Below are 20,365 nucleotides of genomic sequence, written 5' to 3'. Positions count from 1 at the left end.
CGGCCAAAAACAGGTATATTCCGTCAAATAAGCACTCCTGCAACCATTAGAATTCAAATTACCTGATTTTCTCTCTTTTAGGCTCGCTCACAACCGTTAGCGCCAGCCGCCTGTGGAACGCAGGGTGTTCAAAAACGATGCCGCCCCCGACAGCCATGGGACATGGCTGTCGGGGCGACGCCTTGCATTCACCTGTTACGGTACGAGCACCTTCGCATCATCGAACGCAACGTTTGCCGAAGTGGTACGGAAGCCGATCTTGCCGCTCGTCAGTTCCGATACCGGGTTGGTCCATTGCAGCTGCAGCCCGCCGTCGACATAGCCCTTGATCGTGTCGCCCTCGACCTGCGCCTTGAGCGTATACCACTGGCTCGCGTTCACGGTGAACGGCGTGCTGGATACCAGTGTGAATTCGCTGCCCGCCGCCTTGTACAGCTCCAGCTTTTGATTCGAGCCGTTGACGCGGAACATGTAGTAGTGTGTCGCATCCTGCATCCGGAAGGTCAGGCCCGCATTGGCATTGGTGATCGGCAATTTGACCCTGGCCTCGTAGGCGTAATCGGTCCAGGCGCTGCCTGCGGTGATGAGGCCGGTCGTCGACGCCGTCTGCTTCAGCACCTTGGAGCCGTCTGTCGCCACACTCCAGGAGCCGGAGAGCGAGGTCCATCCCGCCGTATTCCCATCCTCGAAGTCGTCGCTGAACTGCACGACCGTCGGGTCCGGGCTCGTGGACGGCTCGTCCACGTCCGTGACCTGGATCGTGAACGTCTTGTATGCATACGCCCCGCCCGAATCGATGCTCCTGACCCGGATGGTGTAGCTGCTCTTGGTCTCGTAATCCGGCGTGGTCGTCAGCACCAGACGATCGCCGTCGATCGTGAAGCTGCCGTTGTCCGTGCCTCCCGCTCCCGGGATGAGCATATAGGCAAAGGGCGCGCCCGTGTCGGGGTCGACGGCGGAGAAGGTGCCGACCACACCGCCTGCCGTCGTGTTCTCAGCTACGCTGGTGTGCGAGAGCGTCGTGTCCACAGGCGGCGGATTCAGCGTAGCCACCTTCGCATCGTCGAAATGCACGCCCGCCGAGGTCGTGCGCAAGCCGACGCCGCCCGCTGTCAGTTCCGTGACCGGGTTGGTCCATTCCGTTTTCAGATCGCCGTTCACATACCCTTGAATCGTGTTGCCCCGGACGACCGCCTTCAGGGTATAATGCTGCTTCTCAATGGCGGTGAACGGCGTGTCCGCCACCATCGTGAGCTGGCCGTTCACGGCTTTGAACAGCTCCAGCTTTTGATTGGCCGCATTGATGCGGTACATGTAATAATGATTGGCGTCCTGCACCCGGAAGACAATACCTGCATTGGCATTGGTGTACGGCATGCGCACGCTTGCTTGGTAGGCGTAGTCCGTCCAGGCGCCCCCGCTATTCGCGGTGATCAAGGACGTGGTCGTCTGGCTGCCGCTGGAGAGCAGCTTGTTCGTCCCGACCGTCGGCACATACCAGCCGCCCGATACCGTCGTCCATCCCGACGTGTTGCCGTCTTCGAAGTCGTCGCTGAAGAGCGGCGGCGCGGAATTGGCGAAGACGATGCCGCTCACATTATTGTTGGTCGTAATCTTCATGTCGCTCAGGCTCGTCGCCAGCTCGCCCTTCACATACACATCGGAGAATACGACATTGCGCACCATGCTCCCCTTGACTTCATTCCCGCCGAGCCTGGAGTTCTGAGCGCCCAGCTCGCGAATATTGATATCCTTGATCAGGACGTCGCTCACGTCGCCGGAGGTGCTTGACGACACCCGCAGCCAGTAGTTGCCGAATTGGTTGATGCCGACGCGTTCGATATCGATGTTCTCGAACGTGACGCCCTGGGCGTAGCCTTCCTCTGGCAATGTGTTGTACTGGTAACCGTGGTCCACCAGCAGCGCGCGGGCGCTCTGGTACACGTACGAATTTTTGATGGTGACGCCGAGCTGCGGCTGGGCGACGCCCATGCCGATCTTGAAGGCCGCGCATCTCGTCCAGGCGAACGCGTCGTCGAAGACGACGTTCTCCAGATGCTCCAGCTCGCCCGGCCAGTCCTTGGACATCCCCGTCTGCAGCCAGGTTTTGGTCGAATACGTATCGTCGTCCGAGATCGCAATCGAGTGCTGGACCAGGACGTCCTGGCTTTCGTTGATGTCGATGACGTCATTCTCGATCTTGTACAGGTCCTGGAAGCCCTTGAGGTTGCGGATCGTCACATTGTCGGAGCGTACGACCATGAACGACCAGAATCCGGCATCCCGCAGGATCAAGCCGTCGAACGTGAAGTTCGAGGTAGCGAGCGGGACGAGCAGGTTGTTCAGGAAGCCCTCGTTTTTATTCGGGGCCGGCATTTTGCGCTCGCGCATCGCGATGCCTTTGCCGTCGATCGTCCCCCGGCCCCGGATCGTGATGTTGCTGGAGTCGATCGCCGTCCGGATGAAATACGTGCCGTCGGCATTGCGCGAGTCTTTGCGGAAGTCGATGACGTAATCCTCCCCTTTACCGGTGCCGACAATGACCGCGCCGCCGGCCAGGTAGAACGTCACGTTGCTTTTCAGCGTCAGGTTGCTGCTTTTGTACACGCCGGCCGGTACGAAGACGGTGCCGCCGCCGGCTTGATGCGCGTCGTCGATCGCCTGCTGAATCGCGCCGGAGGCCAGTGTAGCCCCCGTGCTGTCGGCATTGTACGGCGAGGCGCTCACGTTATAGATCCCCGCTCCAGAGGAGGCGGGAATATCGGTTTCCAGCGGATCGGCGGCGATGACGAGCTTTTTGCGCTGATCGTTGATTTTGACGATGACATAGGTGGATTCGGCCAGCTTGAACGTCAGCTTGTTGCCGCTCACCGTGCCCTCGATGTTTTTGGCCATCGGGCTGATCGAGAACGAGGTGATCGGCTCGTCCGCCGTCACTTCGATCTGGACCGTGCCGTCGAATGAGAATTGCGCATAGTCGTAATCGTCCTTGTACGCAATGACGGGAATCGTTTCATCGTCGGCCTTCAGCGTATAGGCGTCGGATGCGGTGTAGATGGAGGGCATCGGGTAATTCTGAATCGTGGCCGGCGCAGCGGCGATCTGCGCCGCCGGCGCCGCGTCGGCGCCGCCCGGCTCGCTCTCCTCGGCCCAGGCAGCCGGCATACACACGGCGAGTATCAGAGCCAGCATGACCGACACAGCACTTGTTTTTTTCGCAAAAATACGCATAAATACCTCCTTCTTAAATAGAAATCGGAAACGCAATTCGGATACGGCAGCGTGACTTCTACTAAAATTCCGGAAAGCGCTAACATGAATAAAGACCAGTCGTCGTGGATTCCCCCTCCCCTTTCCTTCCCGCGATTCATTCGCGGTTCCCCTGCATTATACCGCTTGTCCACGCAAAAAAGAGTGGGGCGGGCCCACTCTCAAGGGATACATTTTTACGTTCGTGCAGGATTCGGCTGCGCAGGATTGGCCAATGCCATCATTCGGTCGGGCATGGGCTTAGCGCGACCCTGGGGGCAAGGTCGATCTCGAAGGCCCGTCCCCACGGGAACCCCGGGTTCGCCGCCGGGAGAATCGCGCTGTCGTAGACGGACAAGGACCAGCAAACGCCGCGAATGCGGCGGATGGCGCATGCCGGACGCTCGCCGCCCAGGAAGGCCGGCTGATTGCGCAGCGTCTCTGTATGCGCCTGCATCCGCTCGCGCAGTAAAGCTACCGCCGCATCGTAATCGGCCGGCGTATTGAACAGCCGCATTTGCTGATCGGCCGTTACGTTGGTATACGGTGTGCGGCTGCGGGAAAATTCGCGAATGTCGGCGATGGCGACAGCCTTGTAATAATAGTCCTCCAGGAACCGCTTGAACAGCAGCGAGCCGTGCGCATCCATGGCGGCGTCCAGTTCCTTCGGCTTATGCAGCACTGTCAGTCCGGCATACCGCGCCTCTCCCATGCCCAGGGCAATCCCGATCTTGTTGCCGGCGGTATTCCAGGCGCTGTAGCCAAGCAATCGCCCGGTCCAGGGACTGGCGAGCAGAGCCGCCGTGATGTCGGGATGGGCGGTCGGGCCGGTGAAGTCGAGGACGATGCTCGCCTGCTGCGCCGCACCGTTGGTCGCCAGCCGATCCATCGCGGCGGCGATCGGCTCGGGTGCCGTGATCGCGACGATATCGATGGCACCGGGCTCGCCCTCCTCCGGCAGCGGATGCCACCCGGCAGCGTGATGGTCCGGCTCCCCGTCAAGCTCGTTCATTCGCGTAGCATGCTCGCCCGGCGCCGGCCGCAGGCGACGGCTGCCGATGAGCCCGCCGTAGACGAGCATATCGACGGCGAGCACATAGCCGTCCGCGCGGGCGGCGTGCTGCTGGAGAAATCGCCGGATCCGCTCCGGCTTGCCGTAGACCGGATCGCTGGTGCCGGTGACCAGCGTACCCTCGGCGTACACCCGCGTATCCAGCTGATTGGCGATATCGTCAGCCAGCGGGACGTACACCTCAAGACCTGCCGTGCGGCCGAGGGCCACGACGTCGTCCAGGTTGACGGGGCGGTCGTCGAGCGGTACGTAGAGCACTTTTTTCATGATCCATTCCTCCTCGGGTGCGCGATTGTCCTCCCTTCTTAGTAACCCGTATGCAGGGGCGCAACCCAGATTCTGGGGGGATGATTACTTGGCTAGAGCAGGGTCCAAGCCTGATCCAGCTTCGCCAGGAAGATCGCGATGCTCTCGTCCTCGCTCTTGCCCGGATACGGCCGCATCTCCAGCGTGACAGTCTCGCGTTTGCCTTCGGCCAAATAGCCGATCGTAAACAACGCTTGCAGAAAATCGGCCGCTTCCCGGACATCGTGCGCACCGCCGGGGTAGCCCCATGGCGGGTGCATATCCCCGTACAGCGGGTCGTCCGGGTCGGATTGGACGCAGCTACCCAGATGGATGTGGCGAATATACGGGGCAAGCGTCGCGGCGGCGTGCTCGAACGATTCGCCCATCAGCGGCACATGGCCCATGTCCAGCAAAATCCCGATATTGCCGCAGCCGCTGGCGCGAACTTGCTCCACCACCCGCCTGGCCTCCTCGCTCGGACCGATGAGCAGATTTTTCCCGATGCCCCGGTCGAAGGGCTCGATCAATAGCTCCAGCTCCTCGCCCGCATACCGGCACGCCTGCGCCAGGTACTCGACAAAATATGCCGCCTGGCGCTCTCGATGCGCGGGTCCGGGATCGATGCCGCTGGCGACGACCGCCTTGCGCGCCTTCAACCGGCGGGCCCGATCCAGGTGAACCTTCAGCTCGGCCAGCGTATGCCGGCGGACCGCCTCTTCCTCGCTGTGCGGATTCAGCTCGTCCCCGAGCATGAGCGGACAATTGTACACCGCTTCCTTGCCGCTTGCCCGCAGCTCGTCGACGATGAATTGCTCCGCCGCGCCGCCTTCCATGATGAACAGGTCAACCACTTCGAACGCTTCTTGCCGCACCAATCCGGGGAAGCTGTCCCGATGCGCCTGACTCGATTCGAAGGATGCCGGATACAGCAGATGATGGTTGATGCCCAGCTTCATATAATTTCGCCAATGGGCCTTCATGCCTTCTCCCCCTCTCCCAACGCCTTTTCGGCCACTCTGGCATTTTTTCACCTCAGGTTTACGCTTTGGCGTGCAAATACTTGGCCCACGCCTCCGTCACCGTCTCGCCGGTCAGCAAGAGCCGATCGGGCCCGCGGAACGAAGCACCGAGACGCCCCTGCAGCCGGGTCAGCAGCTCGCCGGCGGCAAAGGTCAGCTCCAGCTCGATCGGGCCCGGCAAGCGGTACGGCTCGAGCCGCGCGGCTGCCGAGCGGCTGCGGCGCGCCGCATCGGCGAGTAGCGCACGCGTACGGGCCGGGGGCAGGCATGCCGCGGCCGTATCGCCTAGCGACATCTTGACACTGGCGGTGACAGTGCCGGGCAAGAGCGCCTCCGCTTCCGCGCAGCCTTCGGAATCGCCGGTGACCAGCACGAGCGGCACGCCGGCCTCCCCGGCCATCAGCGCTTCCAGACCGATCTCGCCGACATGCACCGATGCATCTGCGCCACGTACGATAATCGACTGGATGTCATGCTCATAGTTGTGGTGGAGCAGCGCGCCCGGCATGCCCGCTCTGGCATGCAGACCGAGCAAGATCATGCCGTCGAAGCTGTCGTCGAGGAAGGTCTTGTTCGCCGCGCCGTAGTGCGGCTTGCCGCAGATCGCCGTCACGCGCGGGTCCAGCGCCTGCAGCTCGATATTGGTGCCGTCGAAATGAATGTCGTACAGCCAGACCTCGTCTTCCTCCGCTTGCAACAAGCCCTCAAGCACGGCGAGCAGGTCGTGCATCATCATCGACCGCCCGAATGCGTAATCCGCCGCGCCCGGCACGACCTGGCTCATCTTGACGACGCCGGTGACGCCCTCCATGTCCACGCGTATCATCCACTTCATCGCTGCACCGCGCCTTGATGGAGCGCACGCTCCGCCCGGTAGTTGCCCACGCACTCGGCGATGGCCAGCGGCCGGTCGTAGATGCGGAGCTGCGCGATCAATGCCAGCTGCGCCTGCTCGGCGCCGTTCACATCGCTCAGGTAAGGGGAGAAGCGCCCCCAGCCGAACTGACGCGCTGCGCCGCCGTCATGCAGGACGCCGTTCACCACGAAAGCAATGATGGCGGGCCCGCCGTCCACCACGACCGCGATATGGTGGATGCCGTCTTCGCGCGGATCGAGCCGATCGGACGCCCATGCGGCAAGCGTCTTGCCGTCCGAGAGCTCGATTCGCACCGTGCCTTGCTTCGTCAGCGCCAGACGGATGCCCCGTCCGTCCGGCGCGAGGCCTCCGAGCAGCATCTGTTCCCCCTGCGGCGCTGCGTCATCGGCGCGCACCCACATCTCGAGCGTGAAGCCGCCGCCCTCTCGCAGCGTGGGCAGACGCGGCATCGTCGCCGCCGCGCCGCCGGACGCATCGCTCCAATCCAGGACGAGGCCCTCAGCAGCACGGGTGCCGTGCGCCTGCTCGACCTGCTCCCACATCCGCTCCAGGAGGGTCCACTCGACCGGGTGCACGCGGGCGATCGTCTTCTGCGTCTCGGACAGGAACAGCCGGCCCCGATCCTCGATGAAGTCCGGGTAGCTCATGCGGGTATCCGGGTCGTCGTCATACAGCACGATCTCGGGCTGCGACCAGTAGAGAGCGCCGTCGCGCTCCACGCCTCCGGCCAGCCAGACGGGATTGCGGTCCCGGTACGCAGAGGCCGGGTCCGCGGTGCGATCCGTGCCATGATTGTGGAACCACAGCACGTACTTGCCACTGGCGAGCTTGCGCACGAAGTTGGCGGCGCGCGGATGCTTGATCCGGCGGCCGCCCGGCGCGTACTCGGCGTGCCGGGGCGGCGTCCACGTGCGGCCGTCGTCGCGGCTGTAGGCGTGGCAATTGTAGCCCTCCACCGTGCGGTAGGTGCAATACAAGTCGCCGCTGTCCAGACTTACCAGATTGTGCTCGTCGGCCACCAGGCTGTGCGGCGCGCGCAGGCCGGTCGTGCCCTCGGGCAGCGTCTCCCAGCGAAGCTGCGCCGGGTCGTCCTCCGTCAGCAGATTGTCGCTGCAGACGAAGCAGCCCTCCGACGTCTCCATGAAGCCTGCGCCGAATCGCCCGACCTTCGCCAGCCCGATGTACACGGAATGCTTGTGCACGATCGGCTTGCACACGCTCCAGAAGAAGCGCACCCGCCCGTCGTACGGATTGGCCAGATCGATCTCGAAGGCGCGCACCGGGATGCGGTAGCGCTGCTCCGACCAGCTCAGTCCGCCATCATCCGAATATTTAAAAGCAAAGTCCCCGAGCGTATCGACTCGCCGCCCCTGCGTGCCGTCGGCATGTCGGACGCTGCGCAGATTCGCACTGTTGTACGTATAGAAGGCGTAGACTCGCCCGCTTGGCGCCAGGAACGGCGTCACCCACGACGCCTCCGGGCCGTCTGCCGGCTCGATGTCGACCAGTTCGGACCAGGTCCGTCCCTGGTCCTTGCTGATCGTGGAGACGGTATGCTGCCCGCTCTGGCCCTCGACGCCTTGGCCGGTGGTCATGACGCACAGCCAGTGGCCGTCCTTCGTGACCACGATATAGGGCTGGTCGCAATAATGCTCGCTCGGCAGCGCATACCCATATTTGATATTCCGCCAGTCTTTCACGTTTCCACCTTCTCTCCTTAGAAGTGTGGCAAAAAAGGGGCCCGCCATGCCCGAAATGCATTTCCGACCGCCGTTCCTCCACGATTCCTTGAATTTAACCCTCTCAGAGGAAGGAATCGAGGAGCAAGATGGCGGGCGCTCAAACGTTCTGCAAGAACGTACTTCGAAAGCATACGCTTTTCTCCAACGCATTTTCGGCCATTCTGGCCCATTTTCAGCACACTTTTATAACTTGCCGTTCATTAGTTCGAGCAATTCGTCCACGCGCAGGGCGTCGAAGCCTTGAATGAAGGCGTCCCATGCCGACATCGGCTTCTGGCCGAGAATGAACTTCGACACATTCTCGCTAATATACGTATCGAGGGCAGTCGTAATCTCCGAACGAAGCGTCTGTTCCTCCTTCGTGAAGTTCAGCAGCGGATCCGGATCCCGAAGGGTGCCGAGCTCGCTCAGCCGGTCGACCCGATCCGGCACGACCTTGGCCTGGGCTTCCTCGCCCGCCTTGTACTTGAGCAAGCCAAACCGGTCGTACGCCGGCACGACGCCGGTGAGCCACCACGTGCCGTAGCCGTAGTCCTGCAGCCGCTTCATGCCGTCGGGGAAGGAGCCGTCCGCCTTCATCGTCCAGACGCTCTGCACCTGATCCAGCTTGTAGCCCGACGGCGTGCCCGCGTCACGGGTGAACGTCACGCCTTCGACGCCCAGCATCATGTGCTCGATTCCTTCGTCGCTGTACACGTAGTCCATCGCCCGGATGATGTCCTCGATGTGCTCGGAGTTTTTATTGATGACGACCGGCCCGCGGTAGCCGATGTTGTAATGCGGGTCCCTGGCCTGCTGGTACATGACGCCGTCGACCTCGAACGGGTAGATCGCCGCCACCTCGATATTCGGATCGCTCTGCGGGTTGAGCTCGAACATCCCCGTCTGCTCGCGCATCAACGGGAAGTCGCCGCTGGCGTAGCTCGCGAACAGCTCCTGATCGTTCATCGTCAGGAAGTTCGGATGCAGCAGCTTGTTCTCGTACATCCAGCGCTCGAATTCGACCCATGTCTTGTAGCGCTCCTCGTGCTCCGTCGGCGAGAAGACGTACCGGCCTTGCTCCGAATCATAGAGCGTGCCCTGCCCTACGCCGAAATACGGCAGCATCCTGGAGGCGTAGTAGCTGAAGCCGAGCCGGGAGGACGTAATGTAGTCGCCGGTCTGCCGCTGAAGCGCCAGCATCGCCTCCTTCAGATCGTCGAAGCTCTTGATGTCCTTGGCATCAAGCCCTTCCTTCTTGAGCAGATCGTTGCGGACGAGCCACAGCGTCGGCGCATAGTCGAAGTCCTGAACGAGCGGAAAGCCGTACATTTTGCCGTCTACCGGACTTCTCATCACCTCTTCGATCTCCGGGTATTTGTCCAGCCAGCGCTGGAGGTTCGGCAGCTTGCCGGCCTCGAGGTACTCATCCAGCGCGACGAACAGCTGCGGCCCGTAATCCTTGAAGGTCGTCGCATCCTGGAAGAACTTCATCATATCCGGCAAGTCGTTGGAGAACAGCACGACGTTCATGCGTTCCTTGAACGCATCGCGCGGCGGGCTGTTGACATTGAACTTGACGCCGGTCTTCTCCCCCCACTCCACGAACACCGGCAGCTCGGAGCTGATCGGCAGGCCGGGGTCCCAGCCCAGCAAGAAGTCGACGGTCGGCACTTCCTTGGCGGTCTCTGTCTGATTCCCGCCCGTCGCAGCAGCGTCCGAGCCGTTTTTGCCTGTCGCGTTATTCCCGTTGCCGCCGCTCTCGGAGGAGCAGGCGACCACGAGCAGGAGCGCCGCGCACAGGATGACACTGAGCCCGCTGCGGATTGCAGGGGCGAATAGCTTGAATTTCATTTTGTTAACCCTCCCATATTTAGTTGAAGCGCTATCCTTTCACCGAGCCGACCAGGATGCCCTTGACGAAGTAGCGCTGGACGAACGGGTAGATCAGGACAATCGGACCGATGGTCACGAATACCGTCGCCATCCGGATGCTCGTCGTGCGGCCCGCGTCCGCGATCGGGTCCATCACCAGACTGTTGGCCGAATTGATCGCCTCGGACGACAGCACCTCGTTGGCGACGAGCACCCTGCGCAAAATAATCGTGAGCGGATGCATCTCCGGCGAGGTCAGATACAGCAGCGGGGCGAAAAACGCGTTCCAGAATCCGACGGAGGCGAACAAGGTGAGCGTCGCCAGGATCGGACCCGACAGCGGGATCACGATCTGGAACAAGATGCGCCAGTCGTTGGCCCCGTCCATGTAGGCCGATTCGAACAGCTCTCTGGGCAGCGACTGGAAGTTCGTCCGCAAAATGATGATGTTCCAAAACCCGAACACCGCCGGCAGCGTCACCGCCCAGATCGTATCCAGCATCCCCAACCCCCGAATGAGCATGAAGGTCGGGATCATGCCCCCGCTGAAAAACATCGTGATCGTGAACAGGATCGTAATCGCCTTGCGCGAGCCGAAGCGCTGCAGCGCGAGCGGATAGGCGGTCAGACAGGCGACGACGATCACCATGAACGTGCCGACCACGGTGTAGCGAATGCTGTTCCAGTAGGCGTTGACAATTTGGTTTTCCTGAAGCACCGCCATGTACGATTTGAAGTTGACGCCCTGCGGAATGAGCGCGACTTCCTTCATCCCGACCTTGAACGGATCGCTGACCGACAGCACGAACATGTACCAGAACGGCAGCACGATCATCAGGCACAGGAGCAGCACGAGGGTAAAATTAACCGTGTCGAACACTTTATTGCCAAAGCCCGTTGTTTTCATTGTCTGTCACCTACCATAACGAGTTCTGCTTCGTCATCCGGGCAATCCGGTTCGCTGCGTACAAGATCATGAACGACGTGACGCTGTTGAGCAGGCCGACCGCCGTAGCGAAGCCGAAGTTGCGATCGACGATGCCGCGCCGATAGACGAAGGTCTGGATCACATCGCCCGTCTCGTAGATCGCCGGATTGGCCATCAGGTACACCTTCTCGAACCCGACATTGATGACATCGCTCGCATTGAGGATGAGCAGGATGACAATCGTCGGCATGATGCCGGGGATGCTGATGTGCCAGATGCGCTGAAAGCGGTTCGCCCCGTCCATGTAGCTCGCCTCGTACAGCTCGGGGTCGATCCCCGTAAGCGCGGCCAGATAGAGGATCGAGCCCCATCCCACGCCCTGCCACACTCCGCTCGTCACATACAGCGTCCGGAAATACTCCGCCTGATTAAAGAAATAAATCTGCTCCAGGCCAAGCGACACCAGCATCGTGTTGACGATCCCGTCCGGTCCGAGCAGCTGCACCATCATCCCGACGATGACGACGATCGCGATGAAATGCGGCAGGTAGCTGATCGACTGGAAAATCCGCTTCCAGCGCTGATTGGTAAATTCATTGAGCATCAGCGCCAAAATAATCGGCGGCAAGGTGCCGAACAGCAGCGAATAAAAGCCAAGCAGCAGCGTGTTGCGTATGATCCGCACCGAATACGGATCATTGAAAAACGAAGCGAAATGCTTGAATCCGACCCACGGGCTATCCTGAAATCCGAGAATCAGATCGTACTGCTTGAACGCCATCACAATGCCGTACAGCGGTACATAATGAAACGTGATAAACCCGATGAAGGCCGGAAGAATCATCAGATACAAATGCTTGTTCAGCCGGTACTCCTTCGTCAGACTGTGTGGCCATCCGCGGCGCATGAGCTCTCCTCCCCTATGTCGCAAGCTTGCTACAACCTACTGTATCAAGAAAGCGCTTCATTCGGAATCGACAAATCAAAGCCGCGGATGGACAATGCAAAGCTGCTACGCTTGCGGCTCGCCGTCGGCAGCGTCAAGCCGGATGCTCAGGTTGTTCCATTGCGCCAGCGTATCCACCCCGGATGTGCTGCCGCCCATATGCACCTTCTTGAGCTGGGAGACGGTCTCGCGGAAATTGCCCTGGGTGACGACCTGCTGCCCGTCCAGCCACAGATCCAGCTTGCGCGTCACCGGATCGACCACCATCTCGACCTCCACCCACTGGCCGCTGACAGCCGGGGCGACGGTGACTCGCTGGTTGCCGTCCAGGTACCAGAATCCGTCGTCGTCGACCAGCAAGGAGACCGCGTTCTGGCCGGAGGCATTCTGCACATACATGACGATCGCGCCGCCGCTCGCCGGGTCGTCCCCGAGGTCGACGCGAAAATCGAAGGCGATGCGCACCGCCTCGCTGACCGCCTCGAACTCGGCAGTCGCCGACGGGAAGCCGCCCAATATGTTGTCGTAAATCTCCAGACTCTGATCGGTCTCGGTCGGAATCGGCGCGATCCGGACATAGGAGCCGCCCCCCGTCAGTCGCTGGATCGTCCAGCCGGGCGGCGTGTCCAGCTCGCCGTAGCTGTCGAAGCTCTCTTCCAGCAGCGAAGCGGGCGGCGGGATCACGCTAAGCGTCACCGAATCGGTCCAGGCCGTCGCGCCTTCATATACGCTCGCCGTCACGGTCGCGACGCCCGGACCGACCCCGAGCAAGCGACCCTGCCCGTCGACGGCCGCAATCGACGTGTCGCTGCTCGACCACATGATCGCCTCGCGCGAGATGTCGCGCTGCACCGCCCCTTGCGCGCCGTAGACGGAGGCGGTCACCCGCAGCGCCGCCGTGTCGCCCACCTTCAGGCTGGAGATGGGCGCTTCCAGCTCGATGCCCGTCACCGCGCCGCCCCACTGCACGTCCCCGAGCACGAGCGCGGCATCGGCGAACACCGACGCATGCAGCGCCTCCGGGTCATCGGAGCGGACGAACAAGCCGGCCAGAGCCGGTTCGAAGGCCTGCGGGACCGTCGCCAACGGGCTGCCCCAGTTCTCCCCGTCCTCCGACACCCGGACAGCGATCCCGGCCGAGGTCCGCTCCAGGCGCAGATAATCGCCCGTCCACAGGGCGTCGAGCGGCATGCGCTGCACCGCTTCGTTGTCCGCCTCCCGCCAGATGAGCGACAGCCCGTCATCGCCGACCGCCGCCGCGACAAAGGCGGCATTCGAGGCCGGCGTCGCGCGCAGCATGAGTCCGCTCGCGCCTGTCGAGGCCGCGAGCGCATCCGGTGACACCTCCGCCGAGAAGGAGAAGGCCTGCAGCGGCGTCGCGGGGACAGTGCGGTAGACGTAGCTGACCTGATCCATCTCCCCGCCGTCGCCATAGGTGCGCAGTCCAAAGCCCGCCCCCGCGGCGGATACCCGGATCGCATCGCCGCTCATCTCCGCCAGGCCGGCCGCCGCGGGGTTGCCGAGCCGGACGCCCGACCACGGCAGATCCAGCTCGAAGCCGGTGGCCGCGGACGGCTGCTCCTCGCCGATGTAGACGATCGCCCATTCCTCCACAGCCGGGAGGATCAGCTCCACCTGCCCGCTGCCCGCGGCCTGCGGCACGAGCCGCAGCGGATCATGACCGGGCCGGTACAAGGCGACATGCCTGCCGGTCGCCCAGGCGCTGTCCACGAGCAGGCTGACCGCACCGTCTGCCTGCTGCAGCGGCGAGCGATTGAGCACATGAATGACCGCGTCGCCCCCGGACGCCTCGTCGGCACGCAGTGCGGCATAGACGTGCTCGGGGCCGTCGACCGCCACCTCGCTGCGCGCCGCCAGCCAGGTCGCATCCACGGCCAGCGGCGAGACGAGCGGCACGCCGCTGGCCGTGACCGCCTGCTGGTCCGCGGTGGCGAAGGCGGAGAGCGGTGTCAGCTCGATGAGCGACGTCAAGCCGTCCAGCTGCCCCGCATCCAGCGCGTACACAGGGTGCTCGTCATTGGCCACCACCACGCGGAACGGCACGCCCTCCTCGAACAGGCGCATGGCCAGCGCGCTGTAGGCCGATGTATTCATATCCGACCAGTTCAGCAGGATTCCGGTGCTCGCCGGCACCTCCTTGCCGTCGAACAGGAACGGGTATTGCCGAATGAAGTGGAACAGATCGCCGTATTGGTCGACCGTCCCGAAGTATCGGGTCGTGCCCTCCATCCAGATATCCCACGGCACGAGGAAATATTGCCCCATCGCATACGCCGCGGCGATCGCCTGCCGGATCGTCTCCGTATGCACCGGGTACGGCGAGAGGATATGCGGCTTGCCGAGCCCGGTCGCCAGCGCGCCGTTCGCCACGATATTGTCCAGGATCAACGTGCCTTCATGGTGCTCGCCCATCCCGTAGTCGAACAGATCATGCAGGAAATGAGTCGACGCGACCGCGTTGCGGATAAACGAGGCGTTGTTGGAAAATTCAAGCGCCTCCTCCGCATAGTCCTCCAAGGCCGCTTGCAGATTGACGTGAAAAGCTCGCGTGCTCGCATCAAGGAACTGCTTGAATACCGCATCCAGCGCGATCCCGCCGCGCAAGCTCACATAATCGCTGTTCGTCTCGATGTCGTACGCGTCTTCCAGATACGTCTTATAGGCAAAGGTCTCAATGTCGGCGATCCCGAAGGCGCTGTTCAGCTCCGTCGCGGTATAGTGCTGCTCCAGATAATCCTTGAATTGAAGCAGCGTGCTCGGATTGAAATCGCCGCCCCAGGCGTACGCCTGAACCGAGCCGCGCCAATCGTCGAACTGAAACGACCGCACGCCCGCATCGACGGCAGCCTTGCCCGCTTCCAGCACGAGATTGAAGTAGACGGGGTCGTTCATGCTGCCCCAGGTGGCGCCCCACGTCATCCACGGCGCCGCGACCGCGGTCCCGTCGAAGTCGAGGGCCCGTCCGCCGGTACCATGATTCATATTGAGCCCGCCTTGCATGCCGACGCCCAGGCTGAAGATTTTGTGAATGCTCGCTTCATCCGTAATGTACGCCCACTTGTTGCCGGTGGCCATGAAGCGCTTGAGCACATCGAGGGTGCCGAGCTGGCCGTCCTGGCCATCCTGACGGAACCAGCGCGAGGACAGGAAGACGCTCGAATAGCGGTCGAACGAGCGCGACTCGCTTCCTGCGGGCGGCGGCGTCACGATCGGAGCAGGCACGACGGATTGCGGCAGCCCGCCGCTGTACAAGGCGATGTCGTCCATATTCGCGATGCGAACCCAGTTCGCGTCGTCTCCGTAATACGCCCCCATGATCCGAAGATTCGACAGGCTCGTCACGCTGTCATGCCGAAAGGGTATATCGGCCGCAACCGCCGCCCCGTCGACATAGAGCGCGAAGGTCTGCGCAGCGACATCGGCCGCGATGGCCAGCTCGAACCACTCGCCGGCCGTCATGCCCTGGACAAGGGTCTGCGACGTGGTCACGCCGCTCACCGTCCGATGCGACACGATGCGCGTCGGCGAGAGGATGAGCGAGATGCCGGGCTGATTGGACCCGTCCGCGACATAGAGCAGGATGTTCGCCTTGCCCGCCGTGGCGCCGGACGGGAGCTGCAGCCTCGCGTGGAGGCCGAGCTTCCCGGTCTCGGGCGCGAAGCTTTTTTGGATTCCCTGCGTCGATTGCTTGCTGGCATCGTAGATCTGCAGGTAGCGATTGCCGGAGAGCGCCTCCTTCACCTGGACATACGAGTCTCCCGTGGCGTTGTGCGGCCATGCGGCCGGCGAGCTACCCGGCGCATACGCCTCGAATTCGTCCCGGACCAGCTCGACCGGCGCCGCGCCGGCGCGATCCGGGTTCGTCATCCCCACCCCCACCAGCATCAGCAGGATCATGACAACCGCCCCTCTGAAATGAACTGCGACCATTTTTCAATTCCTCCTCGATTGATTTGATGTAAGCCCTTACATGTCTGAAGCACGATTAGTATAGCAATCCGCTTCTGCGCAAGAGAATGGATCAATCGAAGAAGGAGATGGACCGATCACTCCTCTGCCCCGGCCCTAGCCAGGCCGCTACCGTGCGGCCATTCGGCTCTGGTGCTCCGTCGGCGACACCCCGGTCACCTTTTTGAACACCCGGCTGAAATAGTACGGATCGGCATAGCCGACCGACTCGGACACTTGCTTGAGCAGCAGCTCCGGCTGCCGGCTCATCGTTTCGATCGCCTGGCGGATGCGCCAGTGCGTCAAATATTCGCCCGGGGTCATGCCTTTCTCGCGCTTGAACATCGCGCTCGCATAATTCGGCACGAAGCCGAACTGCGCCGCCAGCTCCTCGAGTGTGATCGGCTGCTTGTAATTGGCTTGGAGATAAGCCTCCATTTGGTTGACCACGTTTTTCGTATGGGCCGAGCCCTGCCTTGCTTGCGCATCGCTCGACTCGCCGCAGCACCATTCCTCGAAACGCCGCTTCACCTGATCGCGCTCGCGCTCCCGCCAGCGCTGCTCGACCCGATGCAAGGTCCGCTCCAGATCGGGGATGCGAACCGGCTTGAGCAGATAGTCGTCGGTGCGCAGACGAATGGCCGATTGCGTGTACGCAAAATCCGGGTAGGAGCTTAAGATGATCGTAATTAACCCCGGTTGAAGACGCTTCGCCTCCTCAATCAACTGCAGTCCGTCCATCATCGGCATCCGAATATCGGTCATGAGCACATCCGGCTTCTTCGCCTGCAATTGGACCAGGGCCTCGGCCCCGTCGTACGCTTCGCCCACGACGGTGAACCGGCTGTCCACCGTCTCCACCAAGCTGCGCAAGGCGCGGCAAAACGGCAGTTCGTCATCCACTACAAGTACACTAGGCAACCGTATCCCCTCCGATCTGATTCAGATTCACTTGTCTAAAAATCAGCCTCACCCGCGCGCCGCCCGATGCCCCGTTCTCCAGGACACAGTGGAACTGCATGCCGTACGCCATGCGCAGCCGATTCCAAGTATTGCGCAATCCCGCTCCGCCATCGGGCGAATCCAAGGGCGGCCGGTCCTCGTCGAACAGCAGCGCGGCCTGCCATTGCTCGAGCGCGGACGCGGAGAATCCGACGCCGTTGTCCTCGATCTCCAGGAAGAGATCGCGGTCTGCATAGTAGGCGCGAATGCGGACGATGAACGGATAGCAGTTATGCTGGAAGCCGTGCTTGAAGCAGTTCTCGATGAACGGCTGCAGCGTAATTTTCGGCAAGCGCAGCGTCTCCGTCCCCGGCTCCGCTTCAATAGAGTACTGCAGATGCGTCTCGTAGCGTATTTTCATGATTTCCAAATAATTGCGATTGTGCTCGAGCTCGTCCTTGAGCTGCGCCTGCTCGCCCCCCGAATACGTGGCATAGCGGAACATGTCGGCCAGCATCGAGGTCAGGTTCATCACGCTGCCGTTGCCGCTCTGGTAGCCGATCACCCCGATCAGCGACAGCGTATTATGGAGAAAGTGAGGATTGATCTGAGCCTGCAAGGCGGCATAATGCGCCTTGATCTCCCTGGCGTTCGCTTCGACGACCTGCGTCTTCGACTCCTCCAGCCGCGCCAGCATTTTTCGGAAGGAATAGTACAAGTGATGCACTTCGTCGTGCGTCTTTGTCATCGTGTATCCTTGCAGCAGGCGGTACACCTCGTCCTTCTGAATCGAATCCAGCGTCACCTCGTTCATCGTATCCCGGAGATGGCGCAGCGGCCTCAGCAGCTTCTTGGAGAAGACGTAGACATGCACGACCGACAGCACGACGAGCAGCAGGGCCAGCGTGAGGAATACCTGCTTCATCGGTTCGACATTCGCCCAGAACGAAGCTTCCGTCTGCACCAACAAAAAATGCCACCCCGAATACATCGCGGTGTTGTAGAGCATGATGGCGCGCGGCACCCCGTCTCCGCCGATCCAGGTATGGCCGCTGCGCGGGGCTTGCCCTTCTGCCGACAGGCTTAAAAATTGTCCGAGCGCTTCCTCGGGCAATGCCCCGCCCGGGGCGTAAACAAGGCTTCCGGTCTTATCGACGATCACCCATTGGAAGGCCCCGTCCGTCGGCCAGATGGTGGTGATCTTCCGTTCGATATAGCTGTACGGGATCTGGATCTCGACAATCGCGTACGGATCGGTGCCGATCTCCCGAATGACCGAAATGACGCGCTGTCCGTGATCGCCCCAAGGGTCCTCGTGCACCGGCCAGATGTCGCTGTAGACATTCGGATCTCTCAGATGCTCGAACCAGGGGAGCGTCCGGATCCGTTCGCGGACCTGTTGATTCTCGTAGTATGCCCCGACTCCGATGAAGGCGCCCGTCTTGCTGATCACCGATACCCGGTTGAACGTCATCGTGTCGACGCCGATAATATTGTTGATCTCCCGCTTCAGCCGCTCGGCCTGATCGCGATGCCGCTCAAAGTACAGCTCCGGCTCCGGCTCGAAGCGCAGGTAATAAAACGTATTTTCAATTTCATCATTATACTTGAGCTGCATCGCCAGGCGATCCACCGAATACAGCATGCTGTCGATATTCTGGGACATGCTGTTCATCTCGCGCCGATGCGCATCCAGCATCCAGCTCTCATGCTTGGCGCGCTGAAATAAATAAAAGAACGAAAAGGAAGCGGTTACAATAAGAATGATGATCAGGGAATAGACCACGATCAAACGCGTTTGCAGGCTGCCGCCTCTCCTCATGTTTCTCTCCCCCTTGCGTTCAATCAGTATAGACGTTGAGGCGGCTCTTGCCCATGGACGGAGCCCAGCGGATGATGGACGGATCCAAGGAGCCCGAACGATCCCTTTGCCGACTCCCATCTTCTATTCGACACTTCTATTCGACAGCTCTATTCGACAACGGCTGCACGATTCCTCCCAGAGGGCCGATGTCGGGCTGGTTTAGCCGCACGGAAAGGTGTACATACTAGATGTAATTGAATATAATAAAAGGAGATGAAACCCTTGTTTAAATTGGTTTTTCACGTGTAAAAGGCGGTGTAAAAATGACGTACACTTTTGCAAATAAGCACTTTGATTATTCAGAAGGCAGGCTGGTCTTTCACCCCAATCTAAACCCATTTGACTATGACATCAACCAGCTCATTCTGGAGGCCGAACGAAATATCGGGGCATTGGCAAGACTAGGCTTAAAAAACCATCCCCTGACCCCAACGATTTTACGCAACTCATTGGTGAGAACCGCACATTTCACGACTAAAATTGAGCAAAATAAACTGGAATTAAAAGAGGTCGTACAACTTTATCAACATTATAAAAGGAATCCGCTGACTATTAAACAAAAAGCACAAATCGAAGTTAAAAACGTCTTTGAAGCGTATGAGTATATTTATAGCTTATATCCAAACCGAGATATTTCAGATATGGATGAACCCGTTTTAAAAAATATACAGTCCATACTCATGAACGACTTGACCGGTTACCCGGAAGGCTATCGCACGATTCCAGTAGCGCTCCAGGATCACGATGGGCATGTCAGCTACCAGCCTCCTGCTTTTCATGAAGTTCCACAACTCATGCAGGCCTACTTCACTTGGCTTTACACAAGTGTAACCGGGTATCAAAATCCATACGAGACTTCACATGCAAATCATGATAAAAAGCTCCATCCGCTTCTTATTTCCGGCATAACGCATCATGTTATAGGCTACATCCATCCCTTTCCAGATGGCAATGGAAGAACGGCACGCGCATTTTCCACTTTGGTTGGTTTAATACACAGTGATCTTGCTACAATTAAGGATGCCTTTAGTGTAGAAGAATTTTTTGATAAACGAATAGAAGACTATTATGATACGCTAATGGCTGCCACGAAAGGCGACTTAAAGCCATTTGTCGTTTTTTATTTGGAATGCGTCAACGCATCGCTGACTAAGGTTCTTAAGGAGCTGCAACGTTACGATCGAATCAAGCATATTCGTGAATTGCTGGGGAAAGGACATGCAAAGACGATGTTTGAATTGATCAGCAGGATGGAGGACGGAGAGCGCTTCCACAGACAATTGTTTGACGATACCCTCGATGCCTCTTCTTCAAGCATTGCCAAGAATATGGCGAAACTTAAGGAGCTGGGGGTCATTCAGCCCGGCGACGCTCGGGGAGAATACATCGTTTGTATCGTGGACTAGCTGGGACGAGGTGCACAACGGGCCAACAAGGAGAACCGGTGCCAGCGTCCTTGGTGTGCGTACACAAGCGCCGCGTTGCGAGAGCAAATCGACTGTAACGGGCATGGGCGCCGCTTAGCGCCTTTTTTTAGCCTCCTTCCCCGTGTAACGGACATGGGGAACGCTTAGCGGGGGGCGCGGCCCGTTTACGTGGCGAAAAAGACCGCTAA

Annotated in this window: 12 protein-coding genes; 1 reads left to right on the top strand and 11 read right to left on the bottom strand. The window is 60.4% G+C overall.

The annotated features are described in order from the left end of the window. Positions 1-195 precede the first annotated feature (195 nt). From IDH44_RS20290 to IDH44_RS20240, 11 genes are all read right to left on the bottom strand, one after another. Positions 196-3,231 carry a family 16 glycoside hydrolase gene (locus IDH44_RS20290; RefSeq protein ID WP_190920646.1) on the bottom strand — a complete coding sequence of 1,012 codons (3,036 nt, stop codon included), beginning with the start codon at positions 3,229-3,231 and terminating at the stop codon, positions 196-198. A gap of 259 nt (positions 3,232-3,490) precedes the next feature. Further along, a complete protein-coding gene (locus IDH44_RS20285) occupies positions 3,491-4,588 on the bottom strand; it encodes a DUF4127 family protein (protein WP_190920645.1) in 1,098 nt (365 codons plus the stop codon). 92 nt (positions 4,589-4,680) lie between these two features. Then, the gene (locus IDH44_RS20280; RefSeq protein WP_190920644.1) at positions 4,681-5,589 is read right to left on the bottom strand and encodes a sugar phosphate isomerase/epimerase family protein; all 909 of its coding nucleotides are present in this window, start codon (positions 5,587-5,589) and stop codon (positions 4,681-4,683) included. A gap of 58 nt (positions 5,590-5,647) precedes the next feature. After that, positions 5,648-6,463, bottom strand: a complete 816-nt coding sequence (locus IDH44_RS20275) for a M55 family metallopeptidase (protein WP_190920643.1) — start codon at positions 6,461-6,463, stop codon at positions 5,648-5,650. Then, on the bottom strand, positions 6,460-8,205 hold the full coding sequence (locus tag IDH44_RS20270; protein ID WP_190920642.1) for an exo-alpha-sialidase: 1,746 nt from the start codon (positions 8,203-8,205) through the stop codon (positions 6,460-6,462). The genes IDH44_RS20275 and IDH44_RS20270 overlap by 4 nt, the downstream gene beginning before the upstream one ends. 225 nt (positions 8,206-8,430) lie before the next feature. After that, positions 8,431-10,080 carry an extracellular solute-binding protein gene (locus tag IDH44_RS20265; RefSeq protein WP_190920641.1) on the bottom strand — a complete coding sequence of 550 codons (1,650 nt, stop codon included), beginning with the start codon at positions 10,078-10,080 and terminating at the stop codon, positions 8,431-8,433. A 31-nt stretch (positions 10,081-10,111) separates the two neighbouring features. Continuing rightward, complete coding sequence (locus tag IDH44_RS20260) at positions 10,112-11,008, bottom strand: carbohydrate ABC transporter permease (protein ID WP_190920640.1); 897 nt, start codon at positions 11,006-11,008, stop codon at positions 10,112-10,114. Positions 11,009-11,018: 10 nt separating this feature from the next. After that, on the bottom strand, positions 11,019-11,936 hold the full coding sequence (locus IDH44_RS20255) for an ABC transporter permease (protein ID WP_190920639.1): 918 nt from the start codon (positions 11,934-11,936) through the stop codon (positions 11,019-11,021). Positions 11,937-12,041: 105 nt separating this feature from the next. Further along, entirely contained in the window at positions 12,042-15,926 is a 3,885-nt protein-coding gene (locus IDH44_RS20250; RefSeq protein WP_190920638.1) for an Ig-like domain-containing protein, read from the bottom strand. A 147-nt stretch (positions 15,927-16,073) separates the two neighbouring features. After that, complete coding sequence (locus IDH44_RS20245) at positions 16,074-16,865, bottom strand: response regulator transcription factor (RefSeq protein ID WP_190920637.1); 792 nt, start codon at positions 16,863-16,865, stop codon at positions 16,074-16,076. Further along, positions 16,858-18,708 carry a cache domain-containing sensor histidine kinase gene (locus IDH44_RS20240; protein ID WP_190920636.1) on the bottom strand — a complete coding sequence of 617 codons (1,851 nt, stop codon included), beginning with the start codon at positions 18,706-18,708 and terminating at the stop codon, positions 16,858-16,860. Before IDH44_RS20240 ends, IDH44_RS20245 begins: the two co-directional genes overlap by 8 nt. A 305-nt stretch (positions 18,709-19,013) precedes the next feature. Between IDH44_RS20240 and IDH44_RS20235 the strand changes: the two genes are divergently transcribed. Beyond that, positions 19,014-20,156: a Fic family protein gene (locus IDH44_RS20235; protein WP_190920635.1), complete on the top strand. Its 1,143-nt coding sequence runs from the start codon at positions 19,014-19,016 to the stop codon at positions 20,154-20,156. Positions 20,157-20,365 lie beyond the last annotated feature (209 nt).

This window comes from Paenibacillus sabuli (genome assembly GCF_014705605.1).
Taxonomy (GTDB): Bacteria; Bacillota; Bacilli; order Paenibacillales; family Paenibacillaceae; genus Paenibacillus_D; species Paenibacillus_D sabuli.
Note: the sequence above shows the minus strand (reverse complement) of the source record. Positions and strands in the feature narration are given on the sequence as shown.